Source organism: Ureibacillus aquaedulcis (genome assembly GCF_030418165.1).
GTDB lineage: Bacteria > Bacillota > Bacilli > Bacillales_A > Planococcaceae > Ureibacillus > Ureibacillus aquaedulcis.
Map to the genome: position 1 here is coordinate 190,511 of NZ_JAUHTQ010000005.1, position 19,977 is coordinate 210,487.

The 19,977-nt window shown below is 38.6% G+C and carries 19 protein-coding genes; 3 read left to right on the forward strand and 16 right to left on the reverse strand.

All coding sequences use genetic code 11. The features are described 5' to 3' along the window. Positions 1-8 precede the first annotated feature (8 nt). Positions 9-323: a peptidase M4 gene (locus QYB95_RS09250; protein WP_036197739.1), complete on the forward strand. Its 315-nt coding sequence runs from the start codon at positions 9-11 to the stop codon at positions 321-323. Positions 324-374: 51 nt separating this feature from the next. Here the strand turns inward: QYB95_RS09250 and QYB95_RS09255 are convergent, their stop codons facing one another. From QYB95_RS09255 to pepV, 6 genes are all read right to left on the reverse strand, one after another. Continuing rightward, positions 375-1,250 (reverse strand): YtnP family quorum-quenching lactonase, encoded by an 876-nt coding sequence (locus QYB95_RS09255; RefSeq protein WP_301138050.1) that lies wholly within the window; start codon positions 1,248-1,250, stop codon positions 375-377. A gap of 204 nt (positions 1,251-1,454) precedes the next feature. Beyond that, on the reverse strand, positions 1,455-2,105 hold the full coding sequence (gene trmB, locus QYB95_RS09260) for a tRNA (guanosine(46)-N7)-methyltransferase TrmB (protein ID WP_301138051.1): 651 nt from the start codon (positions 2,103-2,105) through the stop codon (positions 1,455-1,457). 86 nt (positions 2,106-2,191) lie between these two features. Beyond that, a complete protein-coding gene (locus QYB95_RS09265) occupies positions 2,192-3,139 on the reverse strand; it encodes a diacylglycerol/lipid kinase family protein (protein ID WP_301138052.1) in 948 nt (315 codons plus the stop codon). A 3-nt stretch (positions 3,140-3,142) separates the two neighbouring features. After that, on the reverse strand, positions 3,143-4,138 hold the full coding sequence (locus tag QYB95_RS09270) for a nuclease-related domain-containing protein (protein ID WP_301138053.1): 996 nt from the start codon (positions 4,136-4,138) through the stop codon (positions 3,143-3,145). Positions 4,139-4,322: 184 nt separating this feature from the next. Next, positions 4,323-5,186: a D-amino-acid transaminase gene (dat, locus tag QYB95_RS09275; RefSeq protein WP_301138054.1), complete on the reverse strand. Its 864-nt coding sequence runs from the start codon at positions 5,184-5,186 to the stop codon at positions 4,323-4,325. Between the two features lie 20 nt (positions 5,187-5,206). After that, a complete protein-coding gene (pepV, locus tag QYB95_RS09280; protein WP_301138055.1) occupies positions 5,207-6,601 on the reverse strand; it encodes a dipeptidase PepV in 1,395 nt (464 codons plus the stop codon). Between the two features lie 861 nt (positions 6,602-7,462). Here pepV and QYB95_RS09285 point away from each other — a divergent pair. Then, entirely contained in the window at positions 7,463-7,684 is a 222-nt protein-coding gene (locus QYB95_RS09285; RefSeq protein WP_036197405.1) for a DeoR family transcriptional regulator, read from the forward strand. 258 nt (positions 7,685-7,942) lie between these two features. Here the strand turns inward: QYB95_RS09285 and QYB95_RS09290 are convergent, their stop codons facing one another. Together QYB95_RS09290 and QYB95_RS09295 are read right to left on the reverse strand one after the other, a co-directional pair. Next, complete coding sequence (locus QYB95_RS09290; RefSeq protein WP_301138056.1) at positions 7,943-8,650, reverse strand: pseudouridine synthase; 708 nt, start codon at positions 8,648-8,650, stop codon at positions 7,943-7,945. A gap of 14 nt (positions 8,651-8,664) precedes the next feature. After that, the gene (locus QYB95_RS09295; RefSeq protein ID WP_301138057.1) at positions 8,665-10,278 is read right to left on the reverse strand and encodes a putative polysaccharide biosynthesis protein; all 1,614 of its coding nucleotides are present in this window, start codon (positions 10,276-10,278) and stop codon (positions 8,665-8,667) included. A 293-nt stretch (positions 10,279-10,571) separates the two neighbouring features. Here QYB95_RS09295 and QYB95_RS09300 point away from each other — a divergent pair, with 293 nt between their 5' ends. After that, positions 10,572-11,828 (forward strand): BaiN/RdsA family NAD(P)/FAD-dependent oxidoreductase, encoded by a 1,257-nt coding sequence (locus QYB95_RS09300; protein ID WP_301138058.1) that lies wholly within the window; start codon positions 10,572-10,574, stop codon positions 11,826-11,828. A 213-nt stretch (positions 11,829-12,041) separates the two neighbouring features. Here QYB95_RS09300 and QYB95_RS09305 read toward each other — a convergent pair whose 3' ends face one another. From QYB95_RS09305 to QYB95_RS09340, 8 genes are all read right to left on the reverse strand, one after another. Continuing rightward, the gene (locus QYB95_RS09305) at positions 12,042-12,641 is read right to left on the reverse strand and encodes an NAD(P)-binding protein (RefSeq protein ID WP_301138059.1); all 600 of its coding nucleotides are present in this window, start codon (positions 12,639-12,641) and stop codon (positions 12,042-12,044) included. Between the two features lie 142 nt (positions 12,642-12,783). Further along, a complete protein-coding gene (cysI, locus tag QYB95_RS09310; RefSeq protein WP_301138060.1) occupies positions 12,784-14,505 on the reverse strand; it encodes an assimilatory sulfite reductase (NADPH) hemoprotein subunit in 1,722 nt (573 codons plus the stop codon). A gap of 13 nt (positions 14,506-14,518) precedes the next feature. After that, positions 14,519-16,348, reverse strand: a complete 1,830-nt coding sequence (locus QYB95_RS09315; RefSeq protein ID WP_301138061.1) for an assimilatory sulfite reductase (NADPH) flavoprotein subunit — start codon at positions 16,346-16,348, stop codon at positions 14,519-14,521. Positions 16,349-16,372: 24 nt separating this feature from the next. Then, on the reverse strand, positions 16,373-16,519 hold the full coding sequence (locus QYB95_RS09320) for a YezD family protein (RefSeq protein ID WP_301138062.1): 147 nt from the start codon (positions 16,517-16,519) through the stop codon (positions 16,373-16,375). Next, positions 16,512-17,270 (reverse strand): sirohydrochlorin chelatase, encoded by a 759-nt coding sequence (locus QYB95_RS09325; RefSeq protein WP_301138063.1) that lies wholly within the window; start codon positions 17,268-17,270, stop codon positions 16,512-16,514. Before QYB95_RS09325 ends, QYB95_RS09320 begins: the two co-directional genes overlap by 8 nt. Before the next feature lie 15 nt (positions 17,271-17,285). Next, positions 17,286-18,056, reverse strand: coding sequence for a uroporphyrinogen-III C-methyltransferase (cobA, locus tag QYB95_RS09330; RefSeq protein WP_301138064.1), 771 nt, complete (start codon positions 18,054-18,056; stop codon positions 17,286-17,288). Positions 18,057-18,456: 400 nt separating this feature from the next. Beyond that, entirely contained in the window at positions 18,457-18,639 is a 183-nt protein-coding gene (locus tag QYB95_RS09335) for a hypothetical protein (RefSeq protein WP_036197386.1), read from the reverse strand. Between the two features lie 13 nt (positions 18,640-18,652). Beyond that, positions 18,653-19,849 carry a class I SAM-dependent rRNA methyltransferase gene (locus QYB95_RS09340; protein WP_301138065.1) on the reverse strand — a complete coding sequence of 399 codons (1,197 nt, stop codon included), beginning with the start codon at positions 19,847-19,849 and terminating at the stop codon, positions 18,653-18,655. Positions 19,850-19,977 lie beyond the last annotated feature (128 nt).

Genomic DNA, 19,977 nt, shown 5'->3' on the forward strand with positions numbered 1-19,977 from the left:
GATGACAAATGAAATTAAGAGATTTTTTAATAGGCGTAGCTACTGGTCTGGCTGCAGCAATTATCATTAAAGAAGCTTCTGAAAGAATTTCACCTTTTGTACCTGCCAATCAAGTTTTAGACAATGTAAAAGATGAATTTAAAAAAGAAAGCCCAATTGATGGTTCCTGGATTTATATGAAAACCGAGGATTTCAACAACGGCGTTATGACCATTCCCGTTTATCGCGGCGGAATTACACGTATGAATAACGGTCAATTGGAAACATTTGAATTTGCAGCAGATGCACGATCTGGTGTAGTAGTGGATTTAGTTAAATCCTAATATGAATGAATTAAAAGCTGCTCGATTAAATTTTAATCGAACAGCTTATTTTTATGCATTCGTCTGAAATTGTATTCTTGCTTCTTTTCCGCGCTTCAGTGAATCTCTAATTTCTTTTCCATCTTGATCCCATTGAATCATTCGGTAATAAGCATCATGATAGAAGATAAATTTAGTGTCATTTGCCAAAGCGTCTTTCAATATCTTTTCTTTTGCAAATATGCTGGTCATCGGATAGTCATCATAGGCTAATACCCATAATGGATTCAGGTGGGCATGTGTCGGCATAATGTCTGCCATATGCAGCATTGTTTCTCCTTGCTGAGTCAGTTTTATAATGGCATGTCCATCACTATGTCCGCCAGTATGGATCATCTCAATTCCGGGTGCTACCGTTATTTGCCCCTCAAACGTCTCTACAAGGTGCTGCACTGGCTCCCAATTTTCCTTCCAATACGTATTTCTGGAACGAATATTCGGATTCCGCATTTCATCCCATTCAATCTGTGTCGTATAGATTTTGGCATTCGGGAATGTCGGAACCAGTTCTTCCCCTTCCCATCTCGTAAGGCCGCTTGCATGATCAAAATGCAAGTGTGTCATTAGGATAACATCAATATCAGTTGCCGTCAGCCTAAACTCTTGTAAACTGTCAAGGATTGTTGATTCTTCCGTCACTCCAAAATTCCGCAGTTGTTTTTCTGATAGTTTATTAAAACCTACCCCGCTATCAATCAAGTAATTTTTTCCTTCAAATTGAATCAAAATTGGTTCGCAAGCCAATTCGATTTGATTTTTTTCATTTACCGGATATTTGCGTGCCCATAGCGGTTTTGGCACTACCCCAAACATAGCTCCGCCATCCATTGAAGTGACGCCCCCATTGAGCCATGATAAAGTCATATCGTGAAACTGAAGTTGATCCATCCATTTCTCCCCCTTTAATGGTAGTTCGAATTTTCAGACTCTCTATAGTAAACTGCGATAAATGGTTAAAGCATTTATCACAGTCTATTAAAAAACATACATTTATTTCTTAGATATGAGTTGCGATCCTAAACGGTAGGTAAGCGACTGCCGCAAGCTTTCGTCGCAAATATCCCTATAGATTAAATGCCGCTTATAAAAATGTTATTTTTTGGTTTTAAATGCCGATTCTAACCTATAAATCGGCTGGCCTTTGGCTGAGAACTTTTCTTCGTACTCCGTCATAATGTTGTCTTTAGGCATATTGACATGCAAATCAAGTGAAACATATTTTAACAGCATACCATATTCGGACATACTGACTAATGAGTATTCAAATAGTCCTCGGTTATCTGTTTTAAAATGAATTTCCCCGTTATCAATTAGAATTGACTCGTATAGTTTCAAAAATCCTTCATGTGTTAGACGGCGTTTGGCGTGGCGTGTCTTTGGCCAAGGATCGGAGAAGTTTAAATACACTCGACTTACATCGCCTTTTTTAAAGTACTTATCCAGGTCTGCCCCATTCACTTTCAACAGACGTAAGTTCGGCGGTGTATTTGCTTCGATTACTTTTTCCAGTGCTACTACAATGACACTTGTATATAATTCAATGCCGATATAGTTAATTTCAGGATTGGCTAATGCCATACCCGTAACAAATTGCCCTTTTCCCGTTCCGACTTCTATATGAACCGGGTTATCATTTCCAAAAATCCGCTGCCAATTCCCTATATATTCTTCTGGATTGGGAATAATTACTTCCGGATGACTCCCAATAAATTCTTCTGCCCATGGTTTATTTCTTAATCTCAATGCCTAATCCTCTTTTCTAGTTGTTCATAAAAAATACCTTTTTATTTTCAAATCTTTTTTGTCATTATAGCTTATTTTTCTTTTATTTACATCGTATTGCTATTTTTCGTTACCGCTTTCCAACATTTTTTCTGAACCATGCAGCTTATTTTCGAATTCTTTTTCGTTAAACCAAGAATTTCCCCGTCGGTATGACAGGGCACTTCATCATTTATGTATAAGGTAAATTGCTCATCTTGCACCTGGACAAATTCTTTCAATTTTATATGCGCACCGAAAAAAACGGTGACAAACATTAATAATAACTTTAATCGAGAAAGATTATATACGATTGATAATTCAAGTAGTCCATCATCTGGTATGGATGATGGAGAGATTTTCATTCCGCCCCCGAAATAAGGTTGATTGGAAACAGTGACGAACCATACATTATCATACTTTCTTTGTTGCCCGCCTTGTTCGACAATAACGTCAAACATTTTAAATGTAAATACGCTTTTTAATACGCTGTAGGCATAACTCAGTTTACCAAGTCCCAGTGTATTCAAATGTTTCTTGAATCTTGAAAGGTTAGCTGTATATGCCACAAAGGCATCAAAACCAATACCGGCATTATTAATAAATCGAATCTTCTCTTCGTTCCAAACAAAACATCCGCAATCGTTGGTCTTATATTCAAAGTTACTTTCTTGAACATACTTATCGATTTCATGTGAAGATTTAAATGTTGGAAAACTCCTTGAAAAGTCATTCCCTGATCCTGCACAAATTGCACCAACCAAAACATTTGGGGCTTCTCGTACACCGTTCATTACTTCATGAATCGTCCCATCCCCGCCAATAGCAATGATTAGAAACGTTTCACCAGATGCACTGTCTTCATTTACAATCTGCTGTGCAATCTTTATGCCATGACCTTTGTACTCTGTAATGTGATAAGAAAATGGGCTCTTCAATTCATTTTGAAGCTTTTTCCAAACACGCTTTCCCTTACCATTTCCCGCTCGCTCATTAATGATAAAATGCAGCTTCACCTTTTATTGCTCCTGTCCTTTTTCAACATTCCAAATATCCCGATTGAATGAAGTTGTTTGGACTGTTTGTAAAATCGCTTTTGCTGCCCGTATTTGCATATGTTTCATAGGCGACGAATATTGTCTATAATGCTGCATCCAATTTGGAAAATCCCGCTTATCTATAAATTGGACATTGAATACCGTGCCTGGATAATCAAAATAGCCATTTCGTGAAAGAAGTACCTTACGAATAGGCATCTCGATATCATTTTCCATCAATATTTTCGATAGTATGGATTCCATTCGATTCAACTGAATTAAAGGATTCAGGATTTTTTTGCTCGTTTTCCCGGATTTTTTCGTCCAGAAACGCTCCCCTTCTCCTACAAAGACAGCCTGGTTTTCTTGTTCGACAACTGTAATGCACAAACATTCCGTTGGTGTCAGCAGAACAATGTCCAGCTCAACGGGAGCCTTTTTTACTTTTATGATTGGATAGTAGAATACTAGAAAACTATCCGGAAAACTCTGCAGTATGCTACGGAGTAGGCTATCACGCAAAAATTTCGGATCGACATATGACTTTTCCCGAATTGTCGAGCTTGCCCATTTAATTTGAAAATGAAAGAATTGATCTAAAAACATTTTCTTTAGCTCTTCCATTGTATTCGGTTTATATACGATGTTCGGTTCGAAAAATAGAGTTGTTTCTTCTTCCGGAATCACATCGACCTCACTCATCAGTTCATTCGGTATGTCAACATCGTCCATATTTTCGATTTGTTTTTTGTCTTTTTTATTTTTGAATTTTTCAAAGAAGGAAAAGGTTCTTCTGCTTTCTTTTACTTCTGCTTGTTCGTCGATCTGCTCCCACTCCGAAATTTCTTCTCCGGAGACCCATTGCTGTTTTACACGATCCCATTGAATTTTTTTCAATCGCACAAACTGGGTAGGGTACCTTGATAAATCGACTTGGTATCTTGAAATATAATCTTGAAGTTTCACTAATTGAGCCAACCAAAACACTCCTTTATGTCAATCCTACACGCACTAAGCATCCCTTGCGTCTCGATTGAAGACTCATTTTTAACATTCTATACCCTTGCAAACGCTTTTTATATCTTCGAGTAATCATTACAATTTTACAGGACGAATTACTAAAAAAATAGTGGATAGATGTTCCTACCCACTAATCACTATACTATTTATGATTTTCAATTGTACCTGCCACAGGAAGCTTTGTTTCAAACTGTTTTTGCAGCTTACGAGTCCACTCGCCGATGACCCCGCCATTAATTGAATTTCCATCCAACTCAACAACTGGTGTAATTTCCGATGTTGTTGAGGAAACAAACAATTCGTCCATCTGCAGCGCCTGGTCTTTTGTAAATGACTCTTCTTTAACAGGAAGTCCGATTTCATTTGCACATGCCAAAATAACACCGCGTGTTATACCACTTAAAATATAATTGTCTGCAGGGTGTGTGTATAATATACCATCTTTAATGCCGAATACATTTGTTGAAGAACCTTCCGTTACTTTCTCTCCACGATGGAGTATTGCTTCATAACAGCCTTTTTCATGGGCTTCTTGTTTTGCCAATACCGCACCCAATAGATTAAGTGATTTAATATCACAGCGTAGCCATCGAATATCTTCTGCAAATGTTGCTTTTACCCCACTTTTGCCATTTTCTGTTGAGCGGGGTGCTTCTTTTACATTTCCCGTTAATACAGGGAGTACATCATCTCCTGGAAATATATGATTGCGAGAGGATGTACCACGTGTTAGCTGGAAGTATAAATTGCCTGTTTTCAATTCATTTGCTTCAACTAATTCATGTAATAACTGATGCAGTTTATGCTTTGTATATGGCACCGTCAATTTGATTTTTTCCGCACTTGCATAGAAACGGTCGATATGCTCTGCAGCGGTAAACATTTCCCCATCATATACTTTAATAACTTCATAAACGCCATCACCGAATTGATAGCCCCTGTCTTCTTTATTAATTGAAACTTGTTGATCATCCACAATTTGGTCATTCCATAAAGTATAGCTCATTAAAACCAACCCTTTTATCTTTATTTTTCTCCTGCTAATCGGACAATAGCCTCTGCATAAATGGCAGCCGCCCTCACAAGATTATCGACAACTACAAATTCATCAGCTTGATGAGCGACATCCGGTTCCCCAGGGAATAGCATACCGAATGCCACCCCTTTGTTCATCGTCCTTGCATATGTTCCGCCACCGGTAGATAACGGTTTGGAATCATCTCCCGTATATTTTCTGTACACATCCAACAAAGTTTGAACGAATTCATCTTCTTCCGGGACATAATGTGGTGATGAATTAGACGCAACATCAAGTGCAAAACCCAAAGCAGATGCTTCCCGAGTTCCTATTGTGATTTTCTCTTCAAAAGGATAGCTTACTGAGTAACGCATGCTAACCTGTACATGACCACCACGATTTTGATGGAATAACACAACACCCGGGTTCAATGTTGTATGACCAGACATTTCATCATGATAATCCAGCTTAATCGCACTTCCAAAATGGTCCTTACCGAAAGTATTGACCATAAATGCAGCAAATTCTTTACTCGCTTTTGAAGTCACTATGTTTTGAAGGAATTTTGAGAGCAATACGGCCGCGTTTCTGCCCTTTTCAGGTTCCATTGCATGAGCGGCTTTCCCCTTCATAGCTATTATATATCGACCGTCTTCTTTCGTTAATGTACCGTCTGCGCTATTTTCATCTAAAAAGAGGGTAAAGTCTTCTTCAATTGAGGAAGTTACATTGTGTACGATTGCCTCTGCTGTATCAGGTACCATATTAGAACGCTGTCCGGCTTTGAAAGCGATAATCTGCTCATTATCCTCTACTTTTCCTTTTTGCGAAAAATCCAGAATTGCAATTCCCTTCTCTGCATTAATAAGTGGAAAATCTGCATCTGGCGCAAAACCGATTGTCGGCATTTCCTCTTTCATGAAATAACGATCAACACAACGGAATCCACTTTCTTCATCCGTTCCAATAATCATGCGTACACGTTTGTTTAAATCTATTCCAGCATCCTTTATCATTTTCATTGCAAGGTAGGCTGCCATTGTCGGACCTTTATCATCAATCGCCCCACGGCCAAACAATTTCCCGTTAACTACCTCACCTTTAAATGGAGGATAAGTCCATGAACCGCCCACCGGCACTACATCCACATGACATAAAATGCCTAGCAATTCGTCTCCTGATCCCATTTCAAGATGACCAGCAAAATTATCAATATTCTTTGCAGTAAATCCCTGTTGCTCTCCTAAGTTAAGCAGAAATTCAAGTGCCTTTAATGGACCTTCGCCAAAAGGAGCATAATCGCTTGCAGTTTTTTCATCAAGAACACTTTCAATTTGAATTAATTGCTGCAATTCTGAAACTAGCTCTTCTTTTCTGGATTCCGCTAATTTTAACCAATCCATTTTTACCACCTCTTTACTTAATTAACGACAATTTTACTCTTTCTTAACGAAAAACGAAAGGTGCTTGTTCAGCTCCGAAAACAATTGGAAGAATTGGCAAAAGGACGCTCTTTGTCCTTGCAGGCAATTCTGAAATTGTCGAGGAGCTAGCACCTGTAGTTAGACAACGAAAAACGAAAGGTGCTTGTTCAGCTCCGAAAACAATTGGCCGACAAATACGCCACGTCCTGTGGCACTGTCGGCACTTGCACATCCATGTGCGGCGGAGGAATTGGCAAAAGGACGCTCTTTGGCAGCCTAGGAAAGGGTAAACTTTCTAGGCTGCATAAGTGCAACTAAATCTGATTGCTTAAAGCATTTGCAATCAGCTAAGTTTTCTAATCCTTGCGGCAATTCTGAAATTGTCGAGGAGCTAGCACCTGTAGTTAGACAACGAAAAACGAAAGGGGCTTGTTCAGCTTACAAACGAAAGCACAATATCCTGCTGCCTCCTCAATGTCACTCACGACGCGCTGGCCCCAGCAAAAGCGAAAGTGCTCGCATCTGATTACCTTATTTTTATCACTAAATTTTATACTTATCTTTTAAGAAAGTACAAGCACAATAGTCATAAAAGCGCCTTATATTTCGTATTATCCAAATATAGACATGTTGTAAAGATTGTATTAATTAACTGAGAATTATGGAAAAATTCATAGATTGCTGATATAATATCCTTGTCATAGTAAACTACTTGACAAATAATATATGAAAAAGGGGATGTCTAAGGCAGAAATTTAATTAGCCTGGTGCCTCTGCACTAATAATGTCGTCCGCTAGTCTTTGCCATGAGAATTAAGACCGAAGGAGTGGTTCATTTTTATGAAACCAACTACTGACAGAATGCTTAATCGTATTAAAGACGTGTACATGTTTATCCTTGATAGAGGAACAGTATCTACACAGGATTTAGTCGAAGAGTTCAACATCACTCCTCGCACCATTCAAAGAGATTTGAATGTGTTAGCCTTTAATGATTTGGTAACGAGCCCAAGTCGGGGCAAATGGACAACGACGAAGAAAAAAGTTAAATTATCATCTTAGATAGAATGCAACAAATTCCTCCTGTTTAGCTTGAGGAAGGTTTGCTAGTTAAACACTTCAATAGTATTTTCCACCTTCACCTTATGCGAACTGTTGCTGACATTACGATTAGTAACATACTATATATTAAAAAAACGGCTGATCGATAAACCTTTTTCCGATTAGCTCAACACTTATGTAAGACACTGAAGTATTATGCTTTCTTAAAAACAAAAAAAGAATGACCTTTCGTCGGGGTCATTCTTTTTTTGCTTAATACTATTTTTTAAAATTATCCAATTCCTCTTCGGTTAACTCTCGATAGTCCCCTAAATTAAGTTCCTCATCCAGTTTTAGGCTTCCCATCGATAACCGTTTCAAGTAAGTTACCTTCTTCCCAACCGATTCGAACATCCTTTTTACTTGATGGAACTTGCCTTCCTGAATTGTCAGTTCAATTTCAGATTTCGGTCCCGAACTTAAGATAACCAGATCCCCCGGCTTTGTAACATACCCATCATCCAGTTCAACACCCTGTCTAAATGCTTCGATGTCTGATTCAGTAACTTCCCCATCTATTTTGGCATAATAGGTTTTTGGGACATGTTTCTTCGGTGATAAAAGATTATGGGCCAATTGACCATCGTTAGTTATCAATAATAAGCCTTCTGTATCTTTATCTAAGCGACCTACCGGAAAAGGTTTAAAATGCTGTGCCAACGGATCTAAAAGGTCAATAACCGTTTTGTCTACATGATCTTCTGTTGCTGATATAACTCCGGGTGGTTTATTCATCATAAGGTAGATAAATTCCATATATTCTACTCTTTCACCAAAAACACTAACTTCCTGTATATCAGGGTTCACATGCATGGAGGAATCTTTGACAACTTCTCCATCCACGGTCACCCCCTTTTGCTTTAACAATTGCTTCACTTCTTTTCGGGTCCCATAGCCCATATTCGCTAATAATTTATCTAACCGCACTCGACTAGACCCTCCTATTTAAATCCTAGTTTGTTTGCTATTTTTGTAAATCGTCCGCCCAATAATTTTTGTGCAATCCTTAATCGGAATGACAGATAACCATACACAATTACCCCAACCCCTACAGAGAGGATTAAATAAAGTGCTTCAAGTAATTTGTTTGTCGGTACTGTTAATGAATAGAGTAATTTATATACAATTAAAACTGAAACTGACATGAGTAAAGTTAATATACATATTAACATAATTCGTCTTAATACTAACTTTGAACTATAGTGCAGGGCCTTATGAATTACCGCAATATTGATGGAGATGGTCACAGCATAGCCGATAGCTGTAGCCAACAAAGCACCGTCCACATCCATTAATTTTATAAGAGGTGTATTTAACATAAGTTTAAACAATACCCCGGTTAATAAACTGAAGATTATCCACTTTTGATAATCGATTCCCTGAAGAATGGCGGCTGTTACTGAAAATAGCGCAAAGAGAATGGCCAATGGTGCATAGTGTGCCAGTACTTCTGCGCCCATTTCGCTTTGTTGAAATAAAACATGATAAATACCTGGTGCCAGAATGGAAATTCCAATACTAGCAGGTATTGTTATAAACAATAGAATTTGGTACGTTTTATCCAAAGTATTTCGCAGGGTATCAAATTCGCCCAATGTAAAATGCTTTGTAATGGATGGTATTAAAGCCATCGAAAAGCCTGTTGCCAGCATAACTGGAATAATTACAATTTTTTGTGTCGTTAAATTCAGCATAGTTAAATACTGATCTGTCACGCTAGCCAATCCGATGGAAATCATTGCTCTATTAAACGTTAACATATCCACCAACTGGAATAGGGAGCTTGCCATTCCAACGAATACGAATGGAATAGAGTACTTAATAATCTCAGTATAGATTGCCCTATATGAGAGGTCACCGGATGAAACATTATCTAACCTAAGTGCATTAAATTCTGGCCTTAATTTTTTCCAGTAATAATATAAAACAAATAATCCACCAATCGCACCAATAAAGGCTGCGAAAACCGCAAATTTAATAGCTGTTTCAGGTGCTCCATCCAAAATAACTACTACCACAAAAGAACCGCCAAGCAAGACGATTATCCGTACAATCTGCTCTACCAACTGTGAAACAGATGTTGGCATGTAATGACTGTATCCTTGGAAAAATCCTCTAATTAAACTCATGACAGGGACAGCCAATAATGCAAAGCTTACCCAACGAATAACAGATGCAATTTGATCAACAGTGTAAATTTGTTCATCATCTTCAATAACGACATTCGCTATTGGGTTGGCTAGTAAATTCAGAATTAAAAATGATGCAACACCAGTTAAAAGCATGACCAAAATGCCTGATTTAAATAGTTTTCTTCCGGCTTCATAATCATTGATTGCATTATACTTTGATACAAATTTGGAGACGCCCAGTGGCAACCCAGATATCGCAACCGAGAGCATAATGTTATATGGTATATAAGCATAAGTGTATAAACCTAGATTTTCTTCCCCACCTACGATTGAATAGAAAGGAAAAAGGTAAACTAACCCAAGAACTTTCGATAAAAACAAACCAACTGTTAGTATCGCAGTTCCCTTCATTAATGATGACATAAAAACATCCCAATCTTTATGAAATTGTTAAATAAATATGTATTATATGTAAGCTATTTGAATTACTAAACTAAATTAAACTTAACTTTCAACGAATACATTAGAAAAATAAAAGTCGACTGAAATAGTCGACGATTTCAAACAACTTTTGTTTCGAAAACGAATCTACATGTTAGTTTACATGTGAAAGTCGATTAACTCAAATAGTTTCTTCAGAATTATGTATAATGTGAAGAGGAGTATGACTACAAGTATTAAGTATAAGGCAAACTTCCAGAAAGTGAGAAATAAAAATGAACGATGTTATTGTAATTGGTGGAGGTCCCTCCGGATTAATGGCAGCAATTGCAGCTGCAGAACAAAAGAAAAAAGTCGTGTTAATTGAAAAAGGGAATAAGCTCGGGAAAAAACTAGCGATTTCAGGTGGTGGCAGATGTAATGTTACGAATCGATTAGCTGTTGATGAAATCATTAAGCATATACCGGGAAATGGCCGTTTCTTATATAGCCCATTTACCGTTTATAACAACGAAAATATAATCGAATTCTTTGAAGGGCTAGGTGTAGCATTAAAAGAAGAGGATCATGGCCGAATGTTCCCTGTTTCGAACCGTGCTTCCGATGTTGTAGAGGCATTGGTAAAAGAGCTAAAACGCCTTCATGTTGAAATCCGGCTTCAAACAGCTGTGGCTAAACTATTGATGGATGACGAAAAAATATTAGGCGTACGCCTATCCGATGGCACCGAGATTTTGGCTAAAGCAGTTGTTGTGGCTGTGGGAGGAAAAGCTGTACCTCAAACCGGTTCGACTGGAGATGGCTACCCATGGGCAGAGCGTGCCGGTCATACTGTAACCGAGCTTTATCCGACAGAAGTACCAGTTACATCTAAAGAGCCTTTCATTCAATCCAGGGAGTTACAAGGGCTTGCATTACGTGATGTGGGCGTCTCCGTACTGAATAAAAAAGGAAAAGCGATTATCACACATCAAATGGACATGCTCTTTACCCACTTTGGTGTAAGCGGACCTGCCGTATTGCGGTGCAGCCAGTTTGTTGTTAAAGAACGCAAAAAAAATGGCGGTGCACCGGTTGCGCTGCGAATTCAAACATTAACCGAATTCAACGAAGAAACATGCTTGCAATATTTAAACAAACTACTAAAAGAGGATCCGAAAAAAGCAGTAAAAAATGTATGGAAATCCGTTGCTTCCGAAAGATGGCTCCTATTTTTAATGGAGCGTGCCGGCATCGATCCTTCAACTACAGCAGCTGAACTTTCACAAGAAAAAATTCGGCAATTAGCACGCGAACTGGTGAGTTTTACAATGGATGTCCACGGTACATTACCGCTGGAAAAAGCTTTCGTTACGGGTGGAGGAGTGTCGGTCAAAGAGATTGAACCTAAAACAATGGCTTCAAAAATGAAAACTGGTTTATTCTTCTGTGGCGAAATATTGGATATTCATGGATATACCGGAGGCTACAATATCACAAGTGCGCTTGTAACAGGCCGAATCGCCGGCATGAGTGCAGGTGCGATGGATTAATTTCCATGAAAATTTAAGAGCGAGAGTGACTACCTATGGCTATTGGGTAGTTGCTCTTTTTTTTGTTTGTATGGAGACGGAGACACTTCCTCACCCCTGCTCCTTTTATTTGTCCTATTAGAGCTTGGTAAGTGACACTTTCGCTAACAATCTTCACATTTTGAAACCATTAAAATAAAGTGCTAACCCCTTAAAGATTGATTTAGCCTTTTCTTAACCAATATCCAAAAAAAACTTCTCGCGTTCCTCTTCATTCGTGCGAAACTTCTCCTCTAATAATTCTTGCAGCAATAAGTATTTTCGTTCTTCATCATTGACTAACAGCTTAATTTTTTCCCTTGCAGCCGATAGAAAGTCCAAATAGGCTTCATACCCATCGTCAAAAAAGTTATTTAAGTCTTGCTTGATCTGCTTGGCCAACAATGGACTTGCTCCTTCAGTAGAAATAGCAATTTTCAGCTTTCCTCGATTTAAATAGGCCATATTATAAAAATCGCTATCAACCGGAGAATCTACAATATTGACTAGCTGATTTTCTAGACAGCTCTCCCCGACCATAGCATTTACATCACGATTATTTGTGGCGGCAATGACAAGAAAGGCACCTTTAGTATCCGCTGCTTCAAAGGAGCGTTTCAACCACCTAATTTCCCCATTGACAAAATATGTATAGAGTGTAGGAGTAATAGTAGGACTTACAACAACAATTTGTGCATTTTGCCTTAAGAGCATTTTCATTTTTTTAGTCGCCACTTCCCCGCCACCCACAATCAGTACGCGTTTATTGTTTAAGTTCATTATAATCGGGTACATCCATATTCCTCCCATCACTATAAATTCAACTCGACCAATTACCTTAGTTGATGTCTCTATTCAAATTTTCACATGGAAACCAAAACTGTCCGAGCTGCAAAATAAAGGCTGTACCGAAATACAACCTTTTCTCAAATTCTACCTAAGTTTGGTTATGGAAATGGCGGCCATCCGTTACTGCTTCAACGTAGCCGGCACGGATTACAAAGTCACCAAAGTATTCATTATCCATACGTTCTTTTGCATAGTGTTCAATAATTGGTCGAAGAGTTGACAAGATTTCTTCTTCCCCAATGTTTTCTTTATAAATTTTATTTAATCGAGTACCTGCATGACTGGCTCCTAAATAGAAATTGTATTTACCCGGTCCTTTACCGATAAATCCAATTTCCCCCATAGCTGCACGGGAGCAGCCGTTTGGACAGCCCGACATACGGATTGTAATTTCTTGGTTATGAAGGCCATTATCATCGAGAATACCTTCAATTTTTTCAATTAATGAGGGTAAATAACGTTCTGCTTCAGCCATTGCCAGGCCACAAGTCGGCAATGCTACACAAGCAATCGAGTTGCGGCGTAATGCTGAATAATTATCACTATCAGTTAATTGGTATTTTTCTATAATTTCACTAATTGCTTCTTTGTCTTGGGCTTCGACGTTAGCAATAACAACATTTTGATTTCCGGTGAAACGGAATTCCCCTTTATGGATTTCCGCTATTTCACGTAATGCGGTTTTCAATGGATAGTTGTCAAAGTCACGTACACGGCCATTCTGGATAAATAGCGTGAAATGGTAGTTCCCATCATCCCCTCTTCTCCATCCGTAACGATCCCCTGTATGTTCAAAGTTGAATGGTTTCACTTTTTCAAATGTATACCCTAGACGTGACTCTACCTCTTCTTTTACTTTTTCCAACCCTAAGCGATCGACTGTGTATTTGAAACGCGCATACTTACGGACGGAACGATCTCCATAGTCACGTTGTACCGTCATGATTTTCTCGCACACGTCAACAATCCTATCCTTCGATACATACCCGATCAGGCGACTTAATTGCGGATAAGTTGCAGTATCTCCATGGGTCATCCCCATGCCGCCGCCAATTGCAACATTAAAACCTACTAATTGATTGTTTTCCAGCACAGCAATTAACCCGATATCCTGGGAAAATACATCAACATCGTTAGCTGGCGGGATAGCAATGCCGATTTTAAATTTACGCGGCAAGTAGAGTGAACCATAAATCGGTTCCTGTTCTTCCTGTGTATCAATTACTTTTTCTTTATCCAACCAAATCTCGTAGTAAGCATTCGTCCGAGGCAATAAATGCTCGCTGATTTTAGTTGACCACTCAAGAATCTCCTGATGCAGCTGCGATTGATAAGGATTCGCATTACACATCACATTTCGGTTTACGTCTCCACAGGCAGCGATTGTATCAAATAAAACACTATTCAATTCTTGCATATGTTTTTTCATATTCCACTTTAAAATACCATGAAATTGTATTGTTTGACGTGTAGTTATTTTAAATGATTGATTTCCATATTTCTCCGCAAGTTCATCCATTTTGAGCCATTGCCCTGCAGTAGCGACACCACCCGGCATTCGAAGACGAACCATAAATTGGTAAGCAGGTTCCAACTTCTTATGTTCTCGTTCCAAGCGAACATCCCGGTCATCTTGTAGATAGCTACCGTGGAACTTCATTAAACGATTATCCCAATCCGAAATGCCTGAGCTAAGTTCATCCTCCATAGATTCAACAAGAGTGCCGCGCAGGTAATTACTTTCTGCTTTTATTTCCTCCACATCACTTGGTTTACCTTCTTGAGGCGGTAACACAATCTTTCGTCCCATTCGTACTTCCCCCTTAATATACATCTCGTTGGTAGCGTTTTTGTTTACGTAGTTCTTCAAGATATGCTTTTGCATCTTCTTCTGTTTTGTTTCCTTGTTCTGCAATGATATCCAGCAAAGTATTTTGAACGTCAGCTGCCATATGATCCTTATCTCCACATACGTAGAGAGTCGCACCTTGTTCCAGCCATTCGAAAATCTCGGATGCATGCTTTTGCATTTTATGTTGCACGTAGACTTTTTCTGCCTTATCCCGGGAAAAGGCTACATCCAGTTTTGTTAAAACTCCGGACTTCAGCCAGCTTTGCCACTCTGTTTGATATAAAAAGTCTGTTACGAAATGCTGATCTCCAAAGAATAGCCAGTTCCTACCTTCTGCACCACGCTCTTCTCGCTCTTGAATAAAGGAACGGAATGGCGCAACACCGGTACCAGGACCAACCATGATGATTGGTTTGTCATCTGACGGTAATTTGAAATTCGGATTATGTTGAATATAAACCCTTGCAGTATCGCCAATTTCCAAATTGTCCGCAACGTGTGTGGAGCAAACACCCAATCGTTCACGACCGTCTACTTCATAACGAACGGCACCAACCGTGATATGGACCTCGTCCGGGTATGCCGCTAGACTACTGGAAATTGAATATTGCCGAGCCGGGATTTTTCTTAGGCTAGCGACAAACCTTTGTTCGTCCCAACTGAATGGAGCGAATTTTCCGACAACATCCAATATATCCCGGCCATGTGTATAGCTTTTAAAAGCTTCACGGTCTGCAAGTAAAGCATGAAATTCTTCACTCAAAGTAAATTCACCAATTTTTTGCATGACTGGCTTAGAAAGCACCGTAATTTCAAGTAAATTTGTCAAAGCATCTTTCAACGTTACTTCTTCGCCTTCCACATTTACTGATTTTTCGGGATTGAAGCCTAGGGCAGTAATCAATGAATTAACTAGACTTTCATTATTTGTTGGATAGATAGCAAGACTATCACCTGGCTCAAATGTAATTCCCGAGTTTTCCAAAGACAATTCTAGATGAATTGTTTCTTTATTGGAGCCTGCAGCATTTAAGTTTATTTTTTCCAATATCTCCGCGTTGTATGGATTTTTACGAGAGTAGAGGACTGAAGATTCTAGGACAGTAGGGGCAGCTTCTTGTATTGTTTGCCCACTTACCGCACCTTGCTGTAATTTCAACTTGACAGAATCAAACCATTTAGCTGCTGGTTCATCATAATCAAGATCGCAATCAACACGGTCTACTAATCTTTTAGCACCCAGCTCTTCCAGCCTTTCATCGAAATCAGCCCCTGTTTTGCAGAAGAATTCATACGAACTATCACCTAATGAAAGTACTGCGAATTTAACATGATCTAATTTCGGAGCTCTTTTTCCGTGAAGAAAACTATGGAATGAAATGGCATTATCCGGTGGCTCTCCCTCACCATGAGTACTTGCGATAACAAGTAAGTGGTCCAATTTTTTTAAGGCATTAGTTTTGAAATCATTCATGGAAATAACGTTCACTTCAAAACCGTTGCTTTGCAATTGTTCGCCATATTGTTTGGCAAGCCTTCCCGCATTGCCCGTTTGCGTGGCATACAATATGGTAATATGTTTTGCTGTTGCAGCTTCAAATGTGGTTGGTAATACTGCAACCTCCGTGGAAGGATGCTCGCTTACCAATGACGGAGTGGCAACTTGCGCTCCTATTGAAGCAGTTGCACTTAAATAACCCGTTAACCATACTTTTTGGTTTTGAGTTAATGTTGCAAAAACTTCATTTAATTGTTGGACTTGCTGTTCGTTAAAGGGGCTATTGGTTACTTCTAAATACACTTTGTCTACACCTCTTCGCCTAAATTATCTTAACCGAATCTTTTCATTCTTTTCGATTTGTACAATAATGTTATCTTGTACGATTAAAGTAATTGAGCCATAGTTCATGGAACTCATCATTTTTTTGAGATTTTCGACTGCCTTTTCGAAATTTGCTTGTTTTTTATCCATTCGGAACACTCTCCCTATACGAATATAACGTTTCTTTCACTCGTTCTATCAACACCTGGCGGACATTTTCGTCATACCCTAAGCACTCACAAAGGACTACCTCATCATCTGGAAACCCAAAGCTCGCCATTTTCTTCTGAATCCCAATTTTTAAAAGACCCGTAAATAAAAGATATGGAACTACAAAGACCGAATTTCTGCGATTGTTCTGTAATTGCTTTAATGTATTTTCAAATAAAGGCCCATTGCCGTATAGAAAACAAATATCTACATTTGCGTAGTTATTTAATCGTTTAAGCTGATCTGCTATTTGTTGAAAGTCAAACTGAACTCTTTCATCACTGCTTCCACGACCGATTAATAAAACATCAATCTCTTCGTTTGGCTTTGTGCTTTTTTGCTTCACGCGATCTTGTAAACTATTAAACAATTTTTTATGAATGCCAAAAGGTTTACCGTACGTAAATGAAACGTTTGGATAAAGTTGTTTCGCTTTATGAATTTCATGGGGAATATCATGGTTGGCATGATTTGCTGTTAACAAAAGAATAGGAATGACGGCAATTTCTGTTGCACCCTTTGCAACGCATGCTGCAACACCTTCTACAATGGATGGCTCCGCTAGCTCAAGGAAACAAATCTCCTGTACCTCGACATCAATTTGTGATTTTACTTTTTCAATAAATTGTCTCGCTTCTTCCACTCCAGCTTTTACACGGCTCCCATGTGCAACATATAATACTGCCTGCATTCGATTCCCTTCTTTCTAAACTGAAATTTCCTGTAAACCGTTTGTTGTTTTTTCAAACCAAGCAATTTTTTCACGCATTTTAACTACTTCACCAACAAGAATCATGCTTGGATTTTCGATTTTCTCGTTTCTTGCTATGTCTACTATTGTTTCCAAAGTACCTGTAATCGTTCTTTGATGTTCAGTTGTTCCCCAATAAATTAGCGCTACCGGCGTGTTGGGATTACGTTTGTTTTTGATCAGTTGGTCCGTTATATATGGCAGATTCCGTACCCCCATGTAAATGGCTAAAGTATCAATTGATTCTGCTAAACCCTTCCAGTTAATCGCATCTTCTTTTCCTTCTTGCATATGACCGGTTACAAGAGCAAAACTAGACCCTAAATCACGGTGGGTAACAGGAATTCCTGCATATGCAGGAGCAGCTACCCCGGAAGTGATACCTGGGACAATTTCAAAAGGAATACCAGCTTCAACCAGCACTTCCGCTTCTTCTGCACCACGTCCAAATACAAATGGATCGCCGCCTTTTAAACGTGTCACTATCTTCCCTTTGCGGGCATGTTGAACTAGTAGCCTATGGATGCGATCTTGTATCACTCCATGCAATTTTGGCAATTTACCTACAAAAATAAGCTCGGCATTAGGCTTCGCGAATTCTAACAGCTCCTTGTTTATTAGCCGATCGTAAAGTATTACGTCAGCTTGTTGGATACACCTTAAACCTTTCACTGTTATTAAATCTACACTTCCCGGTCCGGCTCCTACTATATATACTTTCCCCATTACGCTCCCCCCGATATGTAGCACAAAATATTACCTTAATATAAACACAACAATTCTTATCGGTCAACTATGTTTTTGAAGAATATGATTTTTCTGATTTTAGAAACAACATAAAGACCCCAATAACCTATGCTGCAATACCCGGAGGTTCTATTACATCACAAGTTTATTGAGGCCTCTAGTTTTCTAGTCAGCTCTTTAATTCATAGTAAACTTATATACATAATAAATTTAATGTTTTTATATGTCAATCTTCACTTCAAAAATTTTTACGGTGTGGTAGCTAACTTGACTAAAAAGATTAAGTTGATAACTCCGCTTAAATCTGATATCCGTGTAGCCTTCTTCCAATTCTTCCATTAAAAAAATGCTTGAAGATTTAAACTTCAAGCATCCATAATTATCGATCTAGTTCTTGGTAACGTTCCTGATAGCGCCCACCATCAGCTACAGTCGAGTGATATAGGGCCTTTAGTGCCAAATTCTTCTCTAGACCCATTTCACTTTTGATCCGCTTCAATTCATCATGAAGTTCACGCTCTTCATTTACTAATTTAAGCATTGTTGATTTTGTATATTTCATCTTATCTCAGTCCTTATTTAAGTAATTGAATCATACATACTTTTAAATAATTAAATTCAGGATAATCCTCCAAAGTAGCAAAATCCTCGGGAAGCTGATGTTGTTCCAGGATTTTATAACGCTTATTTTTTTCTTTAAAAGCTTTATCGATAAAGGTTTTAAACTTTTTCATATTAAAGCTCGCATTATTTGTAGATGCGATGATTAATCCGTTGGAAGCGGTAATTTCGATTGCATCCTCAATCAGCTTGGGATAATCCTTTGAAGTGCTGAATGTCATTTTTTTTGTACGGGCAAAGCTTGGTGGATCAAGTACAACAACATCAAATTTCAATTGGTGTCTAGCAGCATAAGAAAAGTAATCAAATACATTCATTACCTTAATTTGCTGTTGTTCATAATCGATTCCGTTTACGCTAAATTGTTCAATGGTCATAGGCAGGCTTCTTTTGGCAAGGTCAACACTGGTTGTTTCATATGCTCCTCCCAATGCAGCAGCCACGGAGAAAGCTCCTGTGTATGAAAATGTATTCAGTACGGTTTTTCCTTTGGAATACTTCTCACGCAAGGCCAGCCGAACATTTCTTTGATCAAGGAAAATTCCGGTCATGGCACCATCATTTAGATTAACCGCATAGTTCATGCCATTCTCTTTAATAATGAGCGGAAATTGCCCAACTTCCCCTTCGACATAATCATCCTGCTCCACATATTGGCCATTTGTATCAAAACGCTTTTTCTCGTAAATGCCCCGAAGGTTTGTTGTCTCTTTTAGTGCAGCAAAAATGGCATCACGGAATGAATAGATTCCCTTGCTGTAGAAGCTAACTAAATAAAAACCATCAAAATAGTCGATTGTTAGTCCCCCGATACCGTCACCTTCGCCATTAAATACACGAAAGGCAGTCGTATCATCCTGTTTATAAAAATCAACCCGCTTGCTGATGGCTTGCTTAAACTTTTCTTCAAAATAAGCTTCGTCTATTTCCTTCGATGGGTCATTTGTCAATACCCACCCGATTCCCTTATTTTGTTTGCCATAATAGCCAGTAGCGATATATTTTCGATTAGGGCGAACTATTTTTAATAGCGTCCCTTCCTCGATTGTTTCATTGGTTGATTCAGCCGCCTCTTTTAAAATTAACGGATAGCCATTTGCGATTTCTGCAACAAATTTTGGTTTTAGTATTAATTCAACTACGTGATTCATCAAGTCATCCTAACTATATAATTAATTTTTATTAAAATTTCTTATAGAAAATGGTCAAGCTTGTTTATTATGACACTATTTTCTTAAAAAAGCGATTATGTTCGTGAAGCAACACAAACTATCATGCT